The organism is Paenibacillus sp. L3-i20, assembly GCF_022180385.2.
Taxonomy (GTDB): Bacteria; Bacillota; Bacilli; order Paenibacillales; family Paenibacillaceae; genus Pristimantibacillus.
This window is the reverse complement of record NZ_BQME02000002.1, coordinates 401,364-418,936: the sequence shown is the minus strand read 5'-3', so window position 1 is coordinate 418,936 and position 17,573 is coordinate 401,364. Positions and strand designations below refer to the sequence as shown.

Below are 17,573 nucleotides of genomic sequence, written 5' to 3'. Positions count from 1 at the left end.
AAGCACCTTCAATGATAGCTAATAAATAGCTAATGGAGGTGCTTTTTTTGTTTAGTTTAATGCATAGTGCAAGTGTATTTGGCGTGGAAGGAAGGAGCATTTCTGTAGAAGTCGATATAAGCAATGGATTGCCTCAAATTGCAATTGTCGGGTTACCTGATCCTGCAGTTAGGGAATCGGTAGAGCGAGTTAGAGCCGCACTTAAAAATAGCGGATTTTCTTTCCCAATGGAACGAATAACGGTAAACCTTGCTCCTGCTGATCTAAGAAAAGAAGGCACTGCATTTGACTTGGCTATTGCAGCAGGCATATTGGCATCCAGTGGACAGCTAGAAGCAAATCTGCTCGATGAGACACTTCTCATCGGTGAGCTGTCTCTAAACGGCAATATCCGTCCTGTTTCTGGCGTTCTTGCCATGTTGGAAGAAGCTCAACGTGTCGGTATTAAGCGTGTACTGCTTCCTCTTGCTAATAGAGAAGAAGCAGAATGGATTTCTGGTATTGAGATTTACACTGTATCTCATCTTAAACAGTTAAAACCACGGTTAGACGGAACTTCTTATTGGGAGCAACGAAGAAGTGATTCACAAGCTGATTTACAAGAAGTAACAGCCGGAAAGAATCTGCAAATAAAGACAGATAATAAGGAAGATTTTTTCGATATTATTGGACAACATCAAGCGAAACGCGCAATGCTGATCGCGGCAGCAGGGAAACATAATATTTTGTTAAGCGGACCACCGGGAACTGGTAAAACCATGATGATTAGGCGGTTACCAAGCATACTGCCACCATTAACTGAGCGTGAGGCATTGGAGGTAACGAAAATATATAGTGTTGCAGGCAAGTTGCAGGAAGGATTAGGCGGACTAATGGTAAATCCTCCATTTCGCTCGCCTCATCACAGCATATCAGTTGGAGGACTCATTGGCGGGGGAGGCATTCCAAAACCTGGCGAAGTAACCCTTGCACATCGAGGCATTTTGTTTCTCGATGAGCTCCCGGAGTTTCCTAGATCAGTTCTAGAATTGCTTAGACAACCACTTGAGGATCGAATTGTCTCAATTGCTAGAGCAAGAGCAACGGTTAAATTTCCAGCTAAGATTATGCTTGCTGCTTCTTTCAATCCTTGCCCGTGCGGCTATTATGGCCATGAATATGGAGAAAAGCGCTGCACGTGCAGCGCTTCATCTATTGCACGTTATCGCTCAAAGCTCTCTGGGCCACTGTTAGATCGAATTGACTTGCAACTCGAAGTTCCAAGACCAATCTCTTTTGAGAGACTGAAAGAAGAAGAAATAGTTACCTCTGACATGCTTCGTACTAAAGTTCAATTCGCCAGAAATATACAAGAAGAACGCAACAAGGAATATGGCGCACTTTGTAATAGCGAGCTAGCTGGCGAAGCTCTTAGGCTCGTTGTCAAACTTAAGCCAGAAGCTTCTCGATTGCTGGAAAGTGCATTTCAAGTGTTGGGTATTAGTATGCGCGCCTATGATCGGTTATTGAAATTAGCTAGAACTATAGCAGATGTAGAACAAAGTGAATTGGTTGAAACCGAACATGTGGCCGAAGCTATTCAATACCGCCGACTTGATATGCAAGTCCAATAATCAATACTTAATCGTAATCACAATATATAATTTTTATATTCTACATTGGACTTTAGATACAACAAGTCGCTTTAAGTTTCAATATCAAAACGCAGCTTCATAATGTCTATATTCTTGAATGACATCGTCCTCCCCTACCAGAATGGCTATTACGTCAAACTGGATAGGGGTATCAAATCTTTTAATGTATTGTAAATACGATTGAGCTATCACTCTAACCTGTTGCTGCTTCCGATAATCTACAGATTCTGCGGCTGAGCCGAATCGACCAGCGCTTGTAGCTCCACGTGTTCTTACTTCTATGAAAATCAACTTTTCTCCCCTAGCAGCGACAATATCCAACTCTCCACGCCGTGAACGCCAGTTCATTTCTCTTATGGTATAACCAGCTTCCATCAATCTTCGACAAGCTTCCTCTTCGCCTAACTTTCCAATACGCTGTTTATTCGTTGACATGGCTCCAATCCCTCGCTTTACGATCAGATTGGTAAACGAAACTCAAAATTTCAGCTACTAGAGCATACAGCTCAGCCGGAATTTCCTGATCAACATCAAGTTTGGATAACACTTCTACTAATGACGCATCCTCTTGTACTGGAATCCCATTTTCTTTTGCCTTTTCCAAAATACGATCTGCAATTTGACCATTCCCTTTCGCAATTAGAACAGGAGCACTCCGTTCCCCGGGTTCGTACTTAAGTGCTACCGCTTTGCGAAGTGACATCTTGCGATCCCTACCTTCTTGCTCCTTGCTCATGCTTTAAAATCCACTCCTTTGTAGCGAGTAGAAGAAAATTGCGACAGATCAGGCGGCACCTGACGTTTCACCTTCTGCTCTGTTGTAGTTGTATCATCGCTATTGGTTGGAAGCGGCGTAGATCGAAGAGATAATAGCTGGTAGCCCGTTTCCTTTAATCGATCAGTAATATCAGCCCTCGAGCCTTCAATGAGCTCAGTTATTGCAGGATGATCATTCCACACATTAAGACTAACAATCTTATCCGTCACATTTACATCAACTAGAGTATCTCCCAATGATTTCATTGATAAGTTAAAGAGCAATCGGCAATTGTCCGCATCTAGCTCACCTCTGCGTCCCCTTCTCGTCTGGATATGAACGGATGCGGTGCTACTGCCATGTTGATCTTGCAGCGGAATAAACATCGTCACATGAGTAAACACCGAACTATTTCGTTCAGGAGCCAAAAGAAGCTGCTGACCTGTAATCTGATGAATAAGCTGCTGGGCAGTTTCCTTAATCGCTGCTGGAGTATCATTAGAGGCCATTAACGTTAATAAAGCACTTTTCATTGAGTCCTGCCCAGTCGCCTGTTGCTGCACCCCTTGAGGGTTTTGACTAGCTCCAGAAATATCTAAGCCAGAAGCATCCTGATTCAAGATAGGATACAGCGATCCACTAAGCAAATTTGTTTGTAACGCAGCTCGTGGACTTCCTCCTTGTAGTTGACTAGTATCCTGCTTGATTGCAGTTCCGTTATCGGTATCCACATTTTTATAAGTTTCTGCATCTACAAGATTCGAACCATTCCCAGCATTCACCAAATTCGGAGCACCCGTTGTATTCGCCAGATTCGATGATATTGTTACATTCACAGCTCCAATATCAGTGCCTCTTAATAATGGAGCTTGTCCGGCTCTCTCGGAAGACACTACTTGAGAACGCATCGTTTCCCTGTTATCCGACGCAGGTGTACTTTTCCGTGAATTAGAACCTGCTTGTAATTGATCTTCAGCAGTAGCTGCTTTTGCCAATTGCAGTTCGTGGTCGACACCAAGCCACTTCATCATCCCACTGAGCCAATTCGCTGACGTGGCAACTGCTCGTTCCGATCCACTGCGTATCGTATTAATATCATCACTGCTATTGGCAGCTATTTGCGTAACCAAGGAACTCCCTTGTATCTTTTCAGTTTCAGTTTGTACAGCAGTTGTATTAGTTCCTATATTGTGAGCATTTACTCTTTCACTTGAACTTGGAGCTCCTCGCAGCAATGCTGCACCTTGCTCTAATAACGCGAGAACTCGTGCCGCTGCTTGTGTTACTTTCCCTTCCTTTTGAGCCATTTCTACTTCCGAAGCAATAAAACTTCCTAGTTGTCCCTTGAGCGTGTCCAAAAGTTCATGCGTTCCTTTTCCGAACATCGCTTGCTCCATGGAACCAATAGTAGCTGCTGTCATTGGCAAGCCTCTTTTGAAAGTTGCTGCTGTTGCTTGCATCCATTGCTCCTGATCGGCTCCTTGCGGCATTGAAGCCGCTGCTTCCTGAAAGGCCCTCGACGTCATCCGATTAAACGGGAATCCTTCTCTCCTTAAATCCTTTATAATATCCAAAGCCCAGCGTTGATCAGGTAAACCGAGCAACTTGGCATAATCTCTAAAAGTATCGTCCAGCAAGCCAGAAGCGCTTAGATCTACTGGTTTAAGCGTAATCACTGATCCATTTGATTCAGGCTGTACTTGCAGCATTGCTGATTGACCGGGTTGAAGCGGAACTTCCAGCTTTGCTCGTACCTGTACACCATTAATTTGTACGACAGCTTCATTATTTTCAAGCATTTGTAGAACAACGCCTCTAACTACTTGGCCTGCTTTCAGTTCCATAGCCCTCGAGTCGCCGGCAATAGTATCACCCAGTAGACCCCTCATCATTTGACTGATATTCACGATCATTTCTCCTCCAGCAGCAAGTTACGCTACCACGATATATGTTTTATATCGGCCCTTCTACTCTATCCATGAAGGGTAAGCTTCAAAGGATTGTTTCCAACGTCGTAAAATCCACTTCAGCATACCGCCTCATTTTCCAAATACGAGCAACATCAGTAACAAAAAAAAAATACGCCCATCTATCAGCATAACCCCAAATTGGGCGTTATTCGCCAATAAACAAACGTATTATTCTTTACATTTATTTGGTCGACTCTTCTCCAAGTAGCTTGCGAAGAAATGTTCTCCTATGCTCGCTACTTGGTCCATACTGGAGTAGCCGCTCGCGATGTAATTTTGTTGCATATCCCTTATGAATCGCAATGCCGTATTCAGGAAATTGTTCTTCCCATTCACCTACACAAAGCCTATCTCTAGTCACCTTCGCCATGATGGAAGCCGCAGCGATAGACTGACTTGTAGCATCGCCTTTAATTATGGACTGCTGTGGCAATGCAAGATCAACTTTCTCTGCATCTACAAGCAAATAATCAGCAGCTACTTGCAACGATTCCACTGCTATCTTCATAGCAAGCCTGGCAGCTTGTTTAATATTAATATCATCGACGACCGAAGCATCCACTCTCGCTACCGACCAAGCAATAGCGGAACTTGCAATAACTTCGTAAAGCTGCTCACGCTTCTTTTCCGATAGCTTTTTAGAATCGTTAACACCTTCGATAACGAGCCCAGGCGGTAAAATAACCGCTCCAGCAACAACATCTCCAAATAAGCAGCCACGTCCGACCTCGTCAACACCTGCAATCGAGGTAAAACCTTCGCCCCATAGAGACTGTTCATATTGCAGCACGTCATTTGTCCCCCGTTCTCACTTTAAGCTACTTCTTTCTAACGGGCATATTGTCATAGGGTGCTTCAAGCGTTATTCGCCCTAACTTACCTGCTCTCAGGTCTCGCAAAATAATGCCAGAAGCCTTCTCCAAATCAACACGCCCTCCACCAATCAAACAACCTCGACGACGACCAATGTCTTCCATTATTCGAACGATCTCTTGATTATCCTCAATGTCACTTGGCGGAGTTTCCAAATCATATCTTTCCTGTAGCGCAGGCCAATAACGGTCTGCTAGCTCTTTAATCGCGAAATAGGCAATTTCATCTATATTAAGAATCTGCTCACGAATCGCTCCAGTCATCGCTAGACGAAAACCAACCAATTGATCCTCAAACTTCGGCCATAAAATACCGGGTGTATCTAGAAGCTCCATTTGAGTACCGACCTTGATCCATTGTTGTCCTTTAGTGACACCTGGTCTATCGCCAGTAATTGCAATACTGCGTCCAGCAAGCTTATTAATCAATGTAGATTTACCAACGTTCGGAATTCCTACGATCAACCCTCTGACCGCACGAGGATTAATACCTTTTGAAATCTGTCTGTTAATTTTATCTTGCAAAATTTCTCTTGCCTTAATTGGAATTTCGCCTACTTTTGTCCCTGTGGAGGAGTCCACTGAAACACACTCATGACCTTCATGAGCAAAGTAAGTCATCCATTTCTCAGTTGTCTTCGGATCTGCCAGATCCGATTTATTAAGGACGATAAGCCTTGGCTTACCATGCAAAATTTCATCCACCATTGGGTTACGACTCGATAACGGAACTCTCGCATCTAATAGCTCTATGGCAATATCGATTAGTTTCAACTTGTCCTGTATTTGCCTCTTTGCACGGGTCATATGACCCGGAAACCATTGAATGCTCATTCTTTCACCTCATTTAATACCGATGCTTAATAAACTCTAGTTTGTTAAGTGGCCAAAAAATAACATCAGCACGCCCAACAATTTCATCATCTTTGACGAAACCGATACTACGACTGTCAGTACTATTGCTACGATTATCTCCAAGAGCGAAAATCATACCTTCTGGAACTACCGTTTCAGAAATCATTTCGTTAGGGAAATTGTCACGTTTGTTGTATAGTTCACCTTTTGCGTGCGCTTGTTCAATTGCTTCCTTAATATACGGTTCTTCTACCTTTACATCATTTAAATAGAGATCGTCACCTTCTAGGCGAATCTTATCGCCTGGTACTCCGACTACCCTTTTAATAAACTTGCGATTTTGCTCAGGGACATCAAATACGACGACTTCACCAAACTTCGGTTCTGTGAAGGTATACAATATTTTATTAACAATCAACCGTTCGCCAGTCTCGAAATTCGGCTCCATGGAAGGGCCGTCTACTATATAAGGTGAGAATAGAAACATACGAATCAAAAACACGAGTACTACTGCAATTACAATCGCTTTAGTCCACTCTACAATTTCTGTGTAAGCTTTGCTTTTCTTTTCTGGTTTCCGACTATGTGTCTCAGAACGGTCAGGTGTTTGACCTGATTGATTACGCGAGTCATCCGTCTGCTTATTATCATCCGTTGTGAATGTATTTTCTTCATCATTACGATGCTGCGAATCCATATTTTCCGCCTTCTTTCTTTCAGCATTCATTATGTAGATGTCACAATTGAAATAACGAAAAGGAGCTTGATTTCGCAAGCCCCTCTTGACGTTCCATCTTAACGGATTTCTTTAATTCTAGCAGCTTTACCGCGTAGTTCACGCAAGTAGTACAACTTAGCGCGACGTACTTTACCACGGCGAGCAACGTCGATTTTGTCAATCTTAGGCGAATGAAGCGGGAAAGTTCTTTCCACACCTACACCGTACGAGATTTTACGCACCGTAAAAGTTTCGCTAATTCCGCCGCCGCGACGTTTAATAACAACGCCTTCGAACAACTGGATACGCTCGCGCGTGCCCTCGATTACTTTAACGTGTACCTTCAAAGTGTCGCCTGGGCGAAAGTTTGGAAGATCACTGCGCATTTGCTCTTGTGTAATTGCTTGTACAATATTCATTGAGTTCACTCCTTCCACCATAGACGTTCATGTAAGCTCCCGAACTCCCTTGAGTCGATCATTGCTTATAGCGGACCGCCCGACTTTATGAACAACAATAGAAATTTTAACATAGATATATATATAAATCAACACGTTTATTCTTATTGCCTTCTTCATGTATACTTAGGATGAAGTAATAAGTAGGCTGGAGGTGTAGTTTTTTGTCAGAAGTCATTAGACGTTGCCATGGAGCAATGTCGGTCCGGTTTAAACTATGGATTGCTCTTATCACATTATTATTGATCCTTTCCTTTTTCTTTATTCCAATTTTAGCGAAAGCCTCCTCCCACCAAGATATAGAAAATCACTGGGCCAAATCATACATTGAATGGGCATTAAATGAAAATCTAGTAAGAGGATACGAGGATGGTACTTTTCAACCGGACAAATCCGTGAGTGAAGCGGAATTTCTTGCTTTGTTCATGAGAGCCTATAATGTTGCTAACCTAAGTCAAGAAGGGTTCGGTAACGAGTGGCACAAACCATATTATACATACGCACAAACGATGGGCTGGCCTATTATATTTAACAATGAACGCGGCAGCTTTAGCAGAGGACAAGTTGCCTTATTAATAGCATCCTCTGTTAATGGCAAACATTTTGTGCAGAACACAGCTATCCAATGGCTTCTCGACCAAGGCATCTCCAAAGGCCGTTCATCAGCAACGGTTAAAGGATTCGCTGCAAACGACAAAGTAACACGTGCTGAGGCTTTAACCTTTATTTACATGCTTAAGAGACATACTGCTTCTCTTTCTACGACAAAAATTATGGAGGAGAAAACTTCCCTTCATTCTATCGCGATTAACGATCACGTGAATAAACTGCTTTTTATACTGGGCAAACCACTACGAATCGATCCAAGTGAATACGATTTTAAGTGGTATGTGTACAATTTAGGCAAGGAAGACTACAAGAAATACGCCTTATTCGGAGTACTTGATAACAAAATCGTTGCCTTATATGCCAATACTCCGAGCAATTGGTTCAGTTCAGACGGGATCAAACTTAATCAATCGCTTGCTGATACAAAGAAAAAATTAATCGGTGAAATACTTACAAAAACTGATCATACCTACTATGCTTTTTCGAAAAGTGGAATCCGATACACATTGTTTATTGATGCCCATGCTAACGATCTAGTAATTGGTATGCTGCAGCAAGTTGATGGATTGAAGAGGCATGAATTTTCCACCATGCAAGATGAACATCGGGTTGCTTTGGAAAAACAATTGTTTGAACTGGTCAATTCGGAGCGAGCAATACGTGGCATTAATTTATTGCAGTGGGATACGACAGCTAACATAGCAGCCAAAGCCCATAGTGCAGATATGATGAAAAATAACTTTTTCAATCATAAAAACCTTAAAAAACAAACTCCGTTCGATCGCTTTAGAGCAGGTGGCATCACATTCCGGATCGCATCAGAAAATATTGCGGCTGGCTTTGAAAATAGCATATTTACTCACTATAATTTACTTAATTCGACTACGGGACATCGTGCAACGATTTTAAATGATGAGCTCCAGCGGTTAGGAACCGGCGTAGCATTCGGTGGACGCTATAAAGTTTATTACACCCAAGACTTTTACACTCCTCTAGACGATACAAATTAAAAACTAACATTCACAACAAATAAGGGAATGCAGCCTCCTGTGGAGACCGCATTCCCTTATTGTTGACTTTCCTTCATGCTTGCTTCCATACCTTTAAGCCATTGACGTTCTTTATTCGTAAGCTCTACTCCTTCAAGCAGATCTGGTCGGCGTTGTAACGTCCGCAGAAGCGATTGCTCCCTGCGCCAAGTCTCGATCTTAGCATGATGACCCGATACAAGAATATCCGGTACACGCAAGCCTCGAAACTCTGGCGGTCTTGTATAGTGAGGATGCTCAAGCAGTCCAGTACTATAGGAATCTGTTACTGCAGACGTTTCATTTCCTAATACACCTGGCAGCAAACGAACGACACTATCAATAACCGTCATCGCTGGAATCTCTCCACCAGTTAATACATAATCCCCTACAGATATCTCATCCGTTACCAAATGCTTGCGAATACGCTCATCATAACCTTCATAATGGCCACAAATGAGCACTAGATGCTCTTCACCAGCCAGCTCTTCTGCTTTACGCTGTGTGAATGGCGCGCCTTGGGGACACATGAGTATAACGCGAGGTTTCTTGCCAGGCTCCGTCTGAAGATCCTCAACAGCAGCGAATACTGGTTCAGGCTTCAGCACCATTCCTCCACCACCGCCATAGGGATAATCATCGACTGTATTATGTTTGTTATTCGAATAATTACGGAAGTTGATTGCTTCGAGCGATACGATTCCTTTATCCTTTGCTTTACCTAATATGCTAGCGTTGAACACACCATCGAACATTTCAGGAAACAACGTAAGTACATCAATTCTCATTTGCTAAATCAATCCTTCCATCAAATGAACCGTTACCTTCTTGTCTGCAACATTCACTTGGAGAACCACTTCATCGATAACTGGGATGAGTATGGAACTTCCTTTCCCTTTTGGACGATCGACTACCCAAACGTCATTGGCACCAGGGCTCAATATTTCAGAAATAACGCCCAAGCTTTCACCTTCGTCCGTCATAACTTCGCAGCCGATAATTTCATGATAATAGTATTGTCCTTCTTCAAGCGCGCCTTGCTCAGCTTCAGATATTTTTAAAGCCCAGCCTTTATATTTTTCTACTTCATTAATATTCGTAAAACCATCAAGTCTTAAAATATATATTTTCTTCTGCTCTCGAGACGCTACAATTTTCACTTCACGTGACTCACCAGTCGCTTCATTAACCATTTTCAACTTTTTGCCGACTGCGAATCGTTCCTCAGCAAAGTCTGATTGCGATAACACCTTCACTTCACCACGGATGCCGTGCGTATTAACAATATTGCCGACTGTAAACCACTTCTCGCTCATCAAATCAGTCCTTCTTCAGTTAGTTACCGCTATTATAACATGCAAAAGAGGGCCAGGACATTCATCCCAACCCTCTACTCTGCTTGTTGCTTATGAAATTATATCAACAATGACACGCTTGTTCGACTTTACAGAAGCAGAAGTCACAACTGTACGCATCGCTTTAGCAATACGTCCTTGTTTTCCGATTACTTTTCCTACGTCCTCGGGGTGAACTGAAAGCTCGTAAATCGTGCTGCGGTCATCATCCTTCACGCCAACTCGCACGTCATCTGGATGATCCACCAAAGCCTTCGCTATGACAAGAATTAATTCTTTCATCTCAAAGCCTCCTGCTCTTCAACAGTTATTTCTGTTGCTTTAGCTCGTGGAACTTCTTCATAACGCCTGCTTTGGAAAGCAAGTTGCGAACAGTGTCAGATGCTTGCGCACCAGTTTGTAGCCATTTCAAAGCTTTCTCTTCGTCAATGTTGACTTGAGCTGGCTGTGTAACTGGATTGTAAGTACCGATTTCTTCAATAAAACGTCCATCACGTGGGGAACGGGAATCCGATACAACTACGCGGTAGAAAGGTGCTTTGTGAGCGCCCATACGTTTCAAACGAATACGTACTGCCATGATAATTCACCTCCTTCTAAAATGTAATAAGTTCTATATGATCCGTTAATCATTCGATCAAAACGGGAACTTCATTTTATTGCCCAGCATGCCCTTAAGTCCTTTTTTGCCGGCCTTCAAACCTTTCGGTCCTTTTGGCCCCATCATGGACGAGAACTGCTTCATCATTTTGCGCATATCGTCAAATTGTTTAATTAGACGATTAACTTCAACGATAGTTGTACCACTACCAGCTGCTACACGTCTGCGTCTGCTATTATTAAGCAACTCAGGTTTTTCCTTCTCTTCCTTCGTCATAGAGCGAACGATTGCCTCAATACGACCAATCTGCTTCTCATCTACTTTCAGGTCCTTCATGCCGCCCTTCATCTTGTTCATCCCAGGTAGCATATCCATAATTTGATCGAGCGGGCCAAGCTTACGAACCTGCTCCATCTGATCAAGGAAGTCATCGAAAGTAAATTCAGCATTACGCATCTTACGTTCCATCTCCGCTGCTTTTTCAGCATCGATTCCGGATTGTGCTTTCTCGATAAGAGACAACATGTCCCCCATACCTAGAATACGAGAAGCCATACGTTCTGGATGGAAAGGTTCAAGGGAGTCGATCTTTTCACCCATTGCGGCGAATTTGATCGGACGTCCTGTTACAGCTTTAACAGATAGTGCTGCACCGCCTCGAGTGTCGCCATCTAGCTTCGTCAACACTACACCAGTTAATTCAAGCTGCTCATGAAAGCTTTGCGCCACGTTCACTGCATCTTGACCAGTCATCGCATCAACAACAAGTAGAACTTCATCAGGTGTTACTTGCTCATGGATCTGCTTCAACTCTTCCATTAATGCTTCATCAATATGAAGACGTCCCGCAGTATCGAAAATAACATAATCATTTCCGTGTTCCTTCGCATGCTGTAACCCTGCTCTTGCAATCTCAACTGGCGATGTCTTATCACCAAGTGAGAAGACCGGAGCTTTAATTTGTTCTCCTAACACTTGTAGCTGCTTAATTGCTGCTGGACGATAAATATCGCAGGCGACAAGAAGTGGTCTGTGATTACCCTTTTGTAGCAATTTAGCTAGTTTGCCTGACGTCGTTGTTTTACCAGCACCTTGCAAACCTACCATCATAATGACGGTTGGTGGCTTATTCGCTCTAGCAAGCTTCGACTGCGTCCCGCCCATAAGTTCGGTAAGCTCTTTGTTTACGATGTCGATAATGACCATGCCAGGCGTAAAGCTCTTGGTCACTTCCAAACCGATGGCCTGTTCCTTCACCTTAGCGATGAAGTCTTTAACGACCTTAAAGTTAACATCGGCTTCCAGAAGCGCTAGGCGTACCTCACGCATTGCATCATTGACATCAGCTTCAGAAACTTTGCCTTTGCCCTTCAGCTTACTGAATACATTTTGTAGCCTATTGCTTAAGCTTTCAAATGCTGCCATGAACTATCGCCTCCTTCTCTTGCCGCTACTTCTGACGCTTTGAAATGCACTATAGCATCAATAAGTGATCGTTTATCTGATTCGTTTGTTATTAAGGCGTTAACGTCTCTCATGAGCCGATCCGTTAAATCCATTAACCGTTCATGCTTGGCGAGCAAGGCTAGTTTACCTTCATAACCCTCCAAAGCTTGTTCGGTCCGCTTTATATTATCGTAGACAGCTTGCCTACTAATTCCGAATTCCGAAGCGATTTCCCCTAGTGAGAAATCATCGTGATAATAATAAGTAAGTATTGTACGCTGCTTCTCAGTCAACAGGCTATCGTAGAAGTCGAACAGCAAATTAATTCTTGTTGTTCTTGCTAAGGCATCTGGTTCATTCACCTTTAACGCCTCCTTCACTCTGTCCCTGATTGCACTGTCAAGTAAAATTACTTTACAGCACTTCAACGACTCTTATCATACACGATGACAAATGCCACTGTCAAGTAAATTACCTTGTCAGATAAAAATGATTTTAAGACTCGGATTGCTCATCCTCTTGTTTAATAAGTCCAGCAAACAAAGCATGTACAAATTGCTCAGAATCAAATTGTTGCAAATCACCCATTTTCTCACCTAAACCGACCAACTTAACGGGTAGATTCAACTCATTGCGAATAGCAATTACGATTCCGCCTTTAGCCGTTCCATCTAGCTTAGTAAGGACGAGACCCGTCACGCCACTCTTTTCTCCGAATAACTTGGCTTGGCTTAGTGCATTTTGACCTGTAGTCGCATCAAGAACTAGCAGTACTTCATGTGGAGCTTCCGGAAGTTCCCGCTGAATAACGCGGAATATTTTGTTAAGCTCCTCCATCAAATTCGACTTATTCTGAAGACGTCCTGCCGTGTCGCAAAGAAGAACATCAACACCACGCTGCTTTGCAGCTTGTACAGCGTCGAACATTACAGCTGCTGGATCGGAGCCTGATGATTGTTTAATAACATCAACACCAACACGCTCTCCCCATACTTCCAACTGCTCGATTGCACCTGCGCGGAACGTATCACCTGCTGCCATCAATACTTTTTTGCCTTCATTTTTGAATTTATGCGCAAGCTTGCCAATCGTTGTTGTTTTGCCGACGCCGTTAACGCCCACGAACAAAATAACAGTAATTTGCCCGTTTGGTGCCATACGAAGTTCTGAGCGATCATCACCTTTAAGCAAACCAATCAACTTCTCTGACAATACAGGTTGCAGCTCAGCAGCATCTTCTATTTTGCGCTTTTTCACTTCTACACGAAGCTCATCGATAAGTGTCATAACAGTATTGACACCTACGTCGGCACCGATCAAAATTTCTTCAAGTTCCTCGTAAAACTCTTCGTCGATTTTTTTGCGGCGAGTAATGAGCTCCTCAACTTTCTCAACGAAGGCAGTGCGAGTTTTCGCAAGACCTTCCTTAAATACGTTTGTGACTGCCTCCGTTTTGGATGCGATGCTTTCTTTCAGCTTTTTAAAAAAACTCATACTAGCCGTTCCTCCATCCTTGCTTGACGCGCTCTATCGCGATTGTCATGCTATTAAGTTGTTATGCCGATACAGAATCTTCTTCCTCCAAGCGAACCGAAACGAGCTTCGATACGCCGCCTTCCTCCATTGTAACACCGTAGAGTACATCTGCTTCTTCCATCGTGCCTTTACGATGAGTTACAACAATAAACTGAGTAAGCTCCGAAAACTCGCGTAAATATTGAGCAAAGCGAGAAACGTTCGCTTCATCAAGTGCAGCTTCAACCTCATCAAGAACACAGAAAGGAACAGGCTTTACTTGTAAAATGGCGAAAAGCAATGCAATTGCGGTGAGCGCTCTTTCTCCTCCAGAAAGCAACTGCAAATTTTGCAGTTTCTTACCAGGAGGCTGTGCGACGATATCGATACCGGTATCAAGTACACGGTCTGGCTCAACTAATATGAGATCAGCACGACCGCCGCCGAACAACTTACTGAATACGACGACAAAATGGCTTCTAATCGCTTCAAAAGTAGTTCGGAATCGTTTCGACATCTCGTCGTCCATTTCTTTAATAACTTGATAAAGCGCTGTTTTCGCTTCGACGAGGTCATTTTTCTGATCAAACAGGAATTGATATCTTTCCTTCACACGTTCGTATTCATCAATCGCACCTAAATTAACATCGCCTAATGCACTGATTTGACGTTTTAATTCACGCACCTCATTCCCAGTACCTAAAATATCTTCAGGAAGAGGGTATTGTTCCTTAGCAAGCTCATAGCTCAATTCATATTCTTCACTTAACTTGCGAAGTAAATTGTCCAGCTCTACATCTTGGCGGTTAACGGCGATTTCCGTGCTCCGCATTTGCTCCTCGACCGAACGGAGCCTAATCCGTTGATCCTTTGTTTCACTTTCGCCTTGTTCAAGCTCAGCGATGCGTTTCGCTCTCGCGGATCTTTTCAAATCGGTTTGCTCTGCGCAGTTCGCTTTTTTGATTCGCAGGTCGTTGAGCTGCGTAATCTGGGTAATACTTTCTTCGCTATGCCTGCCAAGCTCTATTTCCTGTTGAGCAGACAATGATCGTAAATTCGCCAAGTCTTGCTTCGCACTTTGAATATCTGCTCTCACGCGGTCAGCTTGATCTTGGAAGCTAAGCTTCTCTTGATCCGTCTTAGCTACTGCAATTTTAATGTCTGTTAGTTGACCCTGCAGCTCTTCTTTAGCCGATTCACTTTCTTTGCGCCGCTCTTCTGCCATCCGAATCGCTTCTTGCAATCTTGCTTCATCTGACGTTAGTTGCTGCAGTTTAATTTCAGCTGCAGCCGTTGTTTCTTGTATCTTCTGGTCCTCTTCGATATGTGTGCTTTTATCTGAAAATGAGAGCTGACTTTGCTCCGTCAGAAGCTTTTCTTCTGATTTAAGTTGTTGCAGCTCTGCTCGAATTCCCTGCTCTTCAAAACGACTTTGTTCCGATTGCGTCCTGAGATCCTCCACATTTTGTGTTCGGATAGAACTTTCTTTGCGCAAATCACTAAGCTTTTTCCTAAGCTCTTCTACTGTTTTCTTCGCATCACTTATTTCTTGATCGAGTGCTTCGATTTGACGTCCTCTGCCAAGCAAGCTTGCGCCTTTTTTCTGGAGACTACCACCTGTCATCGAACCGCCCGCATTTACTACATCGCCTTCAAGCGTTACGATTCTGTATCGGTATTGGCACTTGGACGCAATCCGGTTTGCTTGTTCCAGTGTCTCTGCTAACATTACATTCCCTAGCAAGCTGTTAATAATAGCTTGATAACGTTCGTCACATTGCACAAGATCAGCTGCGACACCGATAAAGCCCTCAACTGCTGCCGCCATCCGCTTGTCACTATCAGGAACCATCCGTCCGCGAATGACATCAAGCGGCAAGAATGTTGCTCTCCCTAGTTGTCTTTGCTTCAGAAAAGCAATAGCAGCACGAGCTGTTCGTTCATCTTCCATTACGATGTGCTGAAGCGCTCCGCCAAGTGCAGTTTCTACTGCTACCTCAATGCGTTGCGGTACTCGCATAAGCTCGGCCACTGCACCATGAACGCCCTCGATGCCTCCAACACCTTTACGTGCTGACTTAAGCACTTCCTTAACACCTTGCATAAATCCGTCAAGTGCGTCTTGCATCTCTTTCATCGTATCTCGTCTAGAAATATGACTATCGAGCTTTTGTTCCCACTTGCGGATAGCTGACATAATTTCGTCCAAATGCCCCGTAAGCGTCTTTATTTGTCCTGACTCCTCAAACATCCGGTTTCTCGTCTGCTCAATTCTTTCGAGCGTCTGAAGTAGAGTTTGTTCAAGCGCAGTCCGACGTTCTGACAGTTTAGCTTGCTGTTCTGCCCATTTAGATTCATCTTCACTAATTCTCTCCATACGACGCTGCAATGTTTCTTGTTGCTGAGTGGCATAACGAATCTCATTACGAGCTTGAGCCATTCCACTAAGAACATCAAGAAGCTCGCCCTTCAGCTTTTCCTCAGCGTCTACAACTGCTCCACCTGCAACGCCTATCAGATTAGCTTCCTCATAAGCAAGTTTAGTGCGTAAATCGGCAAGTTCTAGCTCTAACAAAGCTGCGCGACTTCTAAACTCCGCTTCATTTTTTGTAAGTGCCGCAATCCGTGCATCTTGTACCGCTATCGACTCTTCAAGCTGACGTTTATTTTGCTCCAAATTGCGCTTACGCTCTTTTAGAACTTCGCCGTAACCTTCACACTTCTCAGCGTCTTCACTAATTTGAAGCATTGATTCATGCAAACTGTCCAGTTCAATCTCAAGTCCCCGAAGTTGTTGCCGATCCTGTTCCAAATGCGCATCATGTTTGCTGACAACAGTCGAAAGCTGAAGCTGCTCCTCCTGTAACTTTCCGAGCTTGTCAGTCGCCTCAGACCATGCTTGATGTACCGTCTCTATATTATGTACGTACATGGAAATTTCTTTTGATTTGAGCTGCTCCTTCAATGCTTTGAAGTGTATCGCCTTCTCCGATTGCTTCCGCAGAGGCTCGACCTGATCTTCAAGCTCTGTTACAAGGTCATGAATCCTCAGCAAATTTTGCTCAGTTTCATCCAGCTTTTTGTTTGCTTCACGTTTGCGCGACTTATATTTGACAATACCAGCAGCTTCCTCAAAAATGCCTCTTCGGTCTTCTGAACGAGTACTCAATATTTCCTCTATTCGACCTTGTCCAATAATGGAGTAAGCTTCCTTGCCGATACCAGTGTCCATAAACAATTCCGTAATGTCCTTGAGACGGCACGGTTGTTTATTGATCAAATATTCACTATCACCGCTGCGGTGAACCCTTCTTGTTACCGTTACTTCGTTATACTCTAATGGCAGTGCCCCGTCCGAATTGTCGAGGGTCAATGACACTTCGCCATAGTTGACTGCTTTACGTGCGTCACTTCCGGCAAATATAATATCCTCCATCTTGCCACCACGAAGACTCTTGGCACTTTGCTCCCCTAGAACCCAGCGGATACCGTCGGATATGTTACTTTTTCCTGATCCATTCGGCCCAACCACCGCCGTTATTCCGGTTACAAATTCCAGTTCCGTCTTATCGGCGAAGGATTTAAAACCTGCTAATTCAATCCGTTTCAAAAACATGGTTTGGCTTTCACCTCACCCACCATTGTAACACATAATCGTTATTTGCGTTAATCATTTCAGCCTCCAATTACCGCCAGTATCACATTCTTAAGCCTTCATCGTCAATCTATCTCCTATAATATTTGCATTAAAAAAA

17 protein-coding genes are annotated in these 17,573 nt (G+C 43.5%); 2 read left to right on the top strand and 15 right to left on the bottom strand.

The window, feature by feature from the left end; translation table 11 throughout:
- The first annotated feature begins 47 nt into the window (after positions 1–47).
- On the top strand, positions 48–1,613 hold the full coding sequence (locus tag MFF31_RS15230; RefSeq protein WP_238188962.1) for a YifB family Mg chelatase-like AAA ATPase: 1,566 nt from the start codon (positions 48–50) through the stop codon (positions 1,611–1,613).
- An 84-nt stretch (positions 1,614–1,697) separates the two neighbouring features.
- Here MFF31_RS15230 and MFF31_RS15225 read toward each other — a convergent pair whose 3' ends face one another.
- The 7 genes from MFF31_RS15225 to rplS all read right to left on the bottom strand — a co-directional run bounded on the left by MFF31_RS15225 (position 1,698) and on the right by rplS (position 7,225).
- Positions 1,698–2,069, bottom strand: coding sequence for a YraN family protein (locus tag MFF31_RS15225; protein WP_238188961.1), 372 nt, complete (start codon positions 2,067–2,069; stop codon positions 1,698–1,700).
- Positions 2,056–2,370: an EscU/YscU/HrcU family type III secretion system export apparatus switch protein gene (locus tag MFF31_RS15220; protein WP_238188960.1), complete on the bottom strand. Its 315-nt coding sequence runs from the start codon at positions 2,368–2,370 to the stop codon at positions 2,056–2,058. Before MFF31_RS15220 ends, MFF31_RS15225 begins: the two co-directional genes overlap by 14 nt.
- On the bottom strand, positions 2,367–4,298 hold the full coding sequence (locus tag MFF31_RS15215) for a hypothetical protein (RefSeq protein ID WP_238188959.1): 1,932 nt from the start codon (positions 4,296–4,298) through the stop codon (positions 2,367–2,369). The genes MFF31_RS15220 and MFF31_RS15215 overlap by 4 nt, the downstream gene beginning before the upstream one ends.
- Positions 4,299–4,542: 244 nt before the next feature.
- A complete protein-coding gene (locus tag MFF31_RS15210; RefSeq protein WP_238188958.1) occupies positions 4,543–5,151 on the bottom strand; it encodes a ribonuclease HII in 609 nt (202 codons plus the stop codon).
- A 28-nt stretch (positions 5,152–5,179) separates the two neighbouring features.
- Positions 5,180–6,067 (bottom strand): ribosome biogenesis GTPase YlqF, encoded by an 888-nt coding sequence (ylqF, locus tag MFF31_RS15205; RefSeq protein WP_238188957.1) that lies wholly within the window; start codon positions 6,065–6,067, stop codon positions 5,180–5,182.
- A gap of 13 nt (positions 6,068–6,080) precedes the next feature.
- The gene (gene lepB / locus MFF31_RS15200; protein ID WP_238188956.1) at positions 6,081–6,785 is read right to left on the bottom strand and encodes a signal peptidase I; all 705 of its coding nucleotides are present in this window, start codon (positions 6,783–6,785) and stop codon (positions 6,081–6,083) included.
- A gap of 98 nt (positions 6,786–6,883) precedes the next feature.
- Positions 6,884–7,225, bottom strand: coding sequence for a 50S ribosomal protein L19 (gene rplS, locus MFF31_RS15195; RefSeq protein ID WP_238188955.1), 342 nt, complete (start codon positions 7,223–7,225; stop codon positions 6,884–6,886).
- A 203-nt stretch (positions 7,226–7,428) separates the two neighbouring features.
- Here rplS and MFF31_RS15190 point away from each other — a divergent pair, with 203 nt between their 5' ends.
- Complete coding sequence (locus MFF31_RS15190; RefSeq protein WP_238188954.1) at positions 7,429–8,883, top strand: S-layer homology domain-containing protein; 1,455 nt, start codon at positions 7,429–7,431, stop codon at positions 8,881–8,883.
- 56 nt (positions 8,884–8,939) lie between these two features.
- On the opposite strand, the gene trmD is transcribed toward MFF31_RS15190, so the two are convergent.
- The 8 genes from trmD to smc form a co-directional block, all read right to left on the bottom strand.
- Complete coding sequence (gene trmD / locus MFF31_RS15185; protein ID WP_238188953.1) at positions 8,940–9,689, bottom strand: tRNA (guanosine(37)-N1)-methyltransferase TrmD; 750 nt, start codon at positions 9,687–9,689, stop codon at positions 8,940–8,942.
- Between the two features lie 3 nt (positions 9,690–9,692).
- A complete protein-coding gene (rimM, locus tag MFF31_RS15180; RefSeq protein ID WP_238188952.1) occupies positions 9,693–10,217 on the bottom strand; it encodes a ribosome maturation factor RimM in 525 nt (174 codons plus the stop codon).
- Between the two features lie 90 nt (positions 10,218–10,307).
- A complete protein-coding gene (locus tag MFF31_RS15175) occupies positions 10,308–10,538 on the bottom strand; it encodes a KH domain-containing protein (protein ID WP_197933918.1) in 231 nt (76 codons plus the stop codon).
- Between the two features lie 25 nt (positions 10,539–10,563).
- Positions 10,564–10,836 (bottom strand): 30S ribosomal protein S16, encoded by a 273-nt coding sequence (rpsP, locus tag MFF31_RS15170; protein WP_238188951.1) that lies wholly within the window; start codon positions 10,834–10,836, stop codon positions 10,564–10,566.
- A 57-nt stretch (positions 10,837–10,893) separates the two neighbouring features.
- Entirely contained in the window at positions 10,894–12,282 is a 1,389-nt protein-coding gene (gene ffh, locus MFF31_RS15165) for a signal recognition particle protein (protein WP_238188950.1), read from the bottom strand.
- Positions 12,261–12,665, bottom strand: a complete 405-nt coding sequence (locus MFF31_RS15160; RefSeq protein ID WP_238188949.1) for a putative DNA-binding protein — start codon at positions 12,663–12,665, stop codon at positions 12,261–12,263. The genes ffh and MFF31_RS15160 overlap by 22 nt, the downstream gene beginning before the upstream one ends.
- A 133-nt stretch (positions 12,666–12,798) precedes the next feature.
- Positions 12,799–13,797: a signal recognition particle-docking protein FtsY gene (gene ftsY, locus MFF31_RS15155; RefSeq protein ID WP_238188948.1), complete on the bottom strand. Its 999-nt coding sequence runs from the start codon at positions 13,795–13,797 to the stop codon at positions 12,799–12,801.
- 61 nt (positions 13,798–13,858) lie between these two features.
- Positions 13,859–17,434 carry a chromosome segregation protein SMC gene (gene smc, locus MFF31_RS15150; protein ID WP_238188947.1) on the bottom strand — a complete coding sequence of 1,192 codons (3,576 nt, stop codon included), beginning with the start codon at positions 17,432–17,434 and terminating at the stop codon, positions 13,859–13,861.
- Positions 17,435–17,573: the final 139 nt, after the last annotated feature.

What these genes read in the sequence shown, in the direction of transcription:
- MFF31_RS15225 (WP_238188961.1), bottom strand. Translation starts at nt 2,069, where the DNA reads ATGTCAACGAATAAACAGCGTATTGGAAAGTTAGGCGAAGAGGAAGCT.
- MFF31_RS15220 (WP_238188960.1), bottom strand. Translation starts at nt 2,370, where the DNA reads ATGAGCAAGGAGCAAGAAGGTAGGGATCGCAAGATGTCACTTCGCAAA.
- ylqF (WP_238188957.1), bottom strand. Translation starts at nt 6,067, where the DNA reads ATGAGCATTCAATGGTTTCCGGGTCATATGACCCGTGCAAAGAGGCAA.
- lepB (WP_238188956.1), bottom strand. Translation starts at nt 6,785, where the DNA reads ATGGATTCGCAGCATCGTAATGATGAAGAAAATACATTCACAACGGAT.
- rplS (WP_238188955.1), bottom strand. Translation starts at nt 7,225, where the DNA reads ATGAATATTGTACAAGCAATTACACAAGAGCAAATGCGCAGTGATCTT.
- trmD (WP_238188953.1), bottom strand. Translation starts at nt 9,689, where the DNA reads ATGAGAATTGATGTACTTACGTTGTTTCCTGAAATGTTCGATGGTGTG.
- rimM (WP_238188952.1), bottom strand. Translation starts at nt 10,217, where the DNA reads ATGAGCGAGAAGTGGTTTACAGTCGGCAATATTGTTAATACGCACGGC.
- MFF31_RS15175 (WP_197933918.1), bottom strand. Translation starts at nt 10,538, where the DNA reads ATGAAAGAATTAATTCTTGTCATAGCGAAGGCTTTGGTGGATCATCCA.
- rpsP (WP_238188951.1), bottom strand. Translation starts at nt 10,836, where the DNA reads ATGGCAGTACGTATTCGTTTGAAACGTATGGGCGCTCACAAAGCACCT.
- ffh (WP_238188950.1), bottom strand. Translation starts at nt 12,282, where the DNA reads ATGGCAGCATTTGAAAGCTTAAGCAATAGGCTACAAAATGTATTCAGT.
- ftsY (WP_238188948.1), bottom strand. Translation starts at nt 13,797, where the DNA reads ATGAGTTTTTTTAAAAAGCTGAAAGAAAGCATCGCATCCAAAACGGAG.
- smc (WP_238188947.1), bottom strand. Translation starts at nt 17,434, where the DNA reads ATGTTTTTGAAACGGATTGAATTAGCAGGTTTTAAATCCTTCGCCGAT.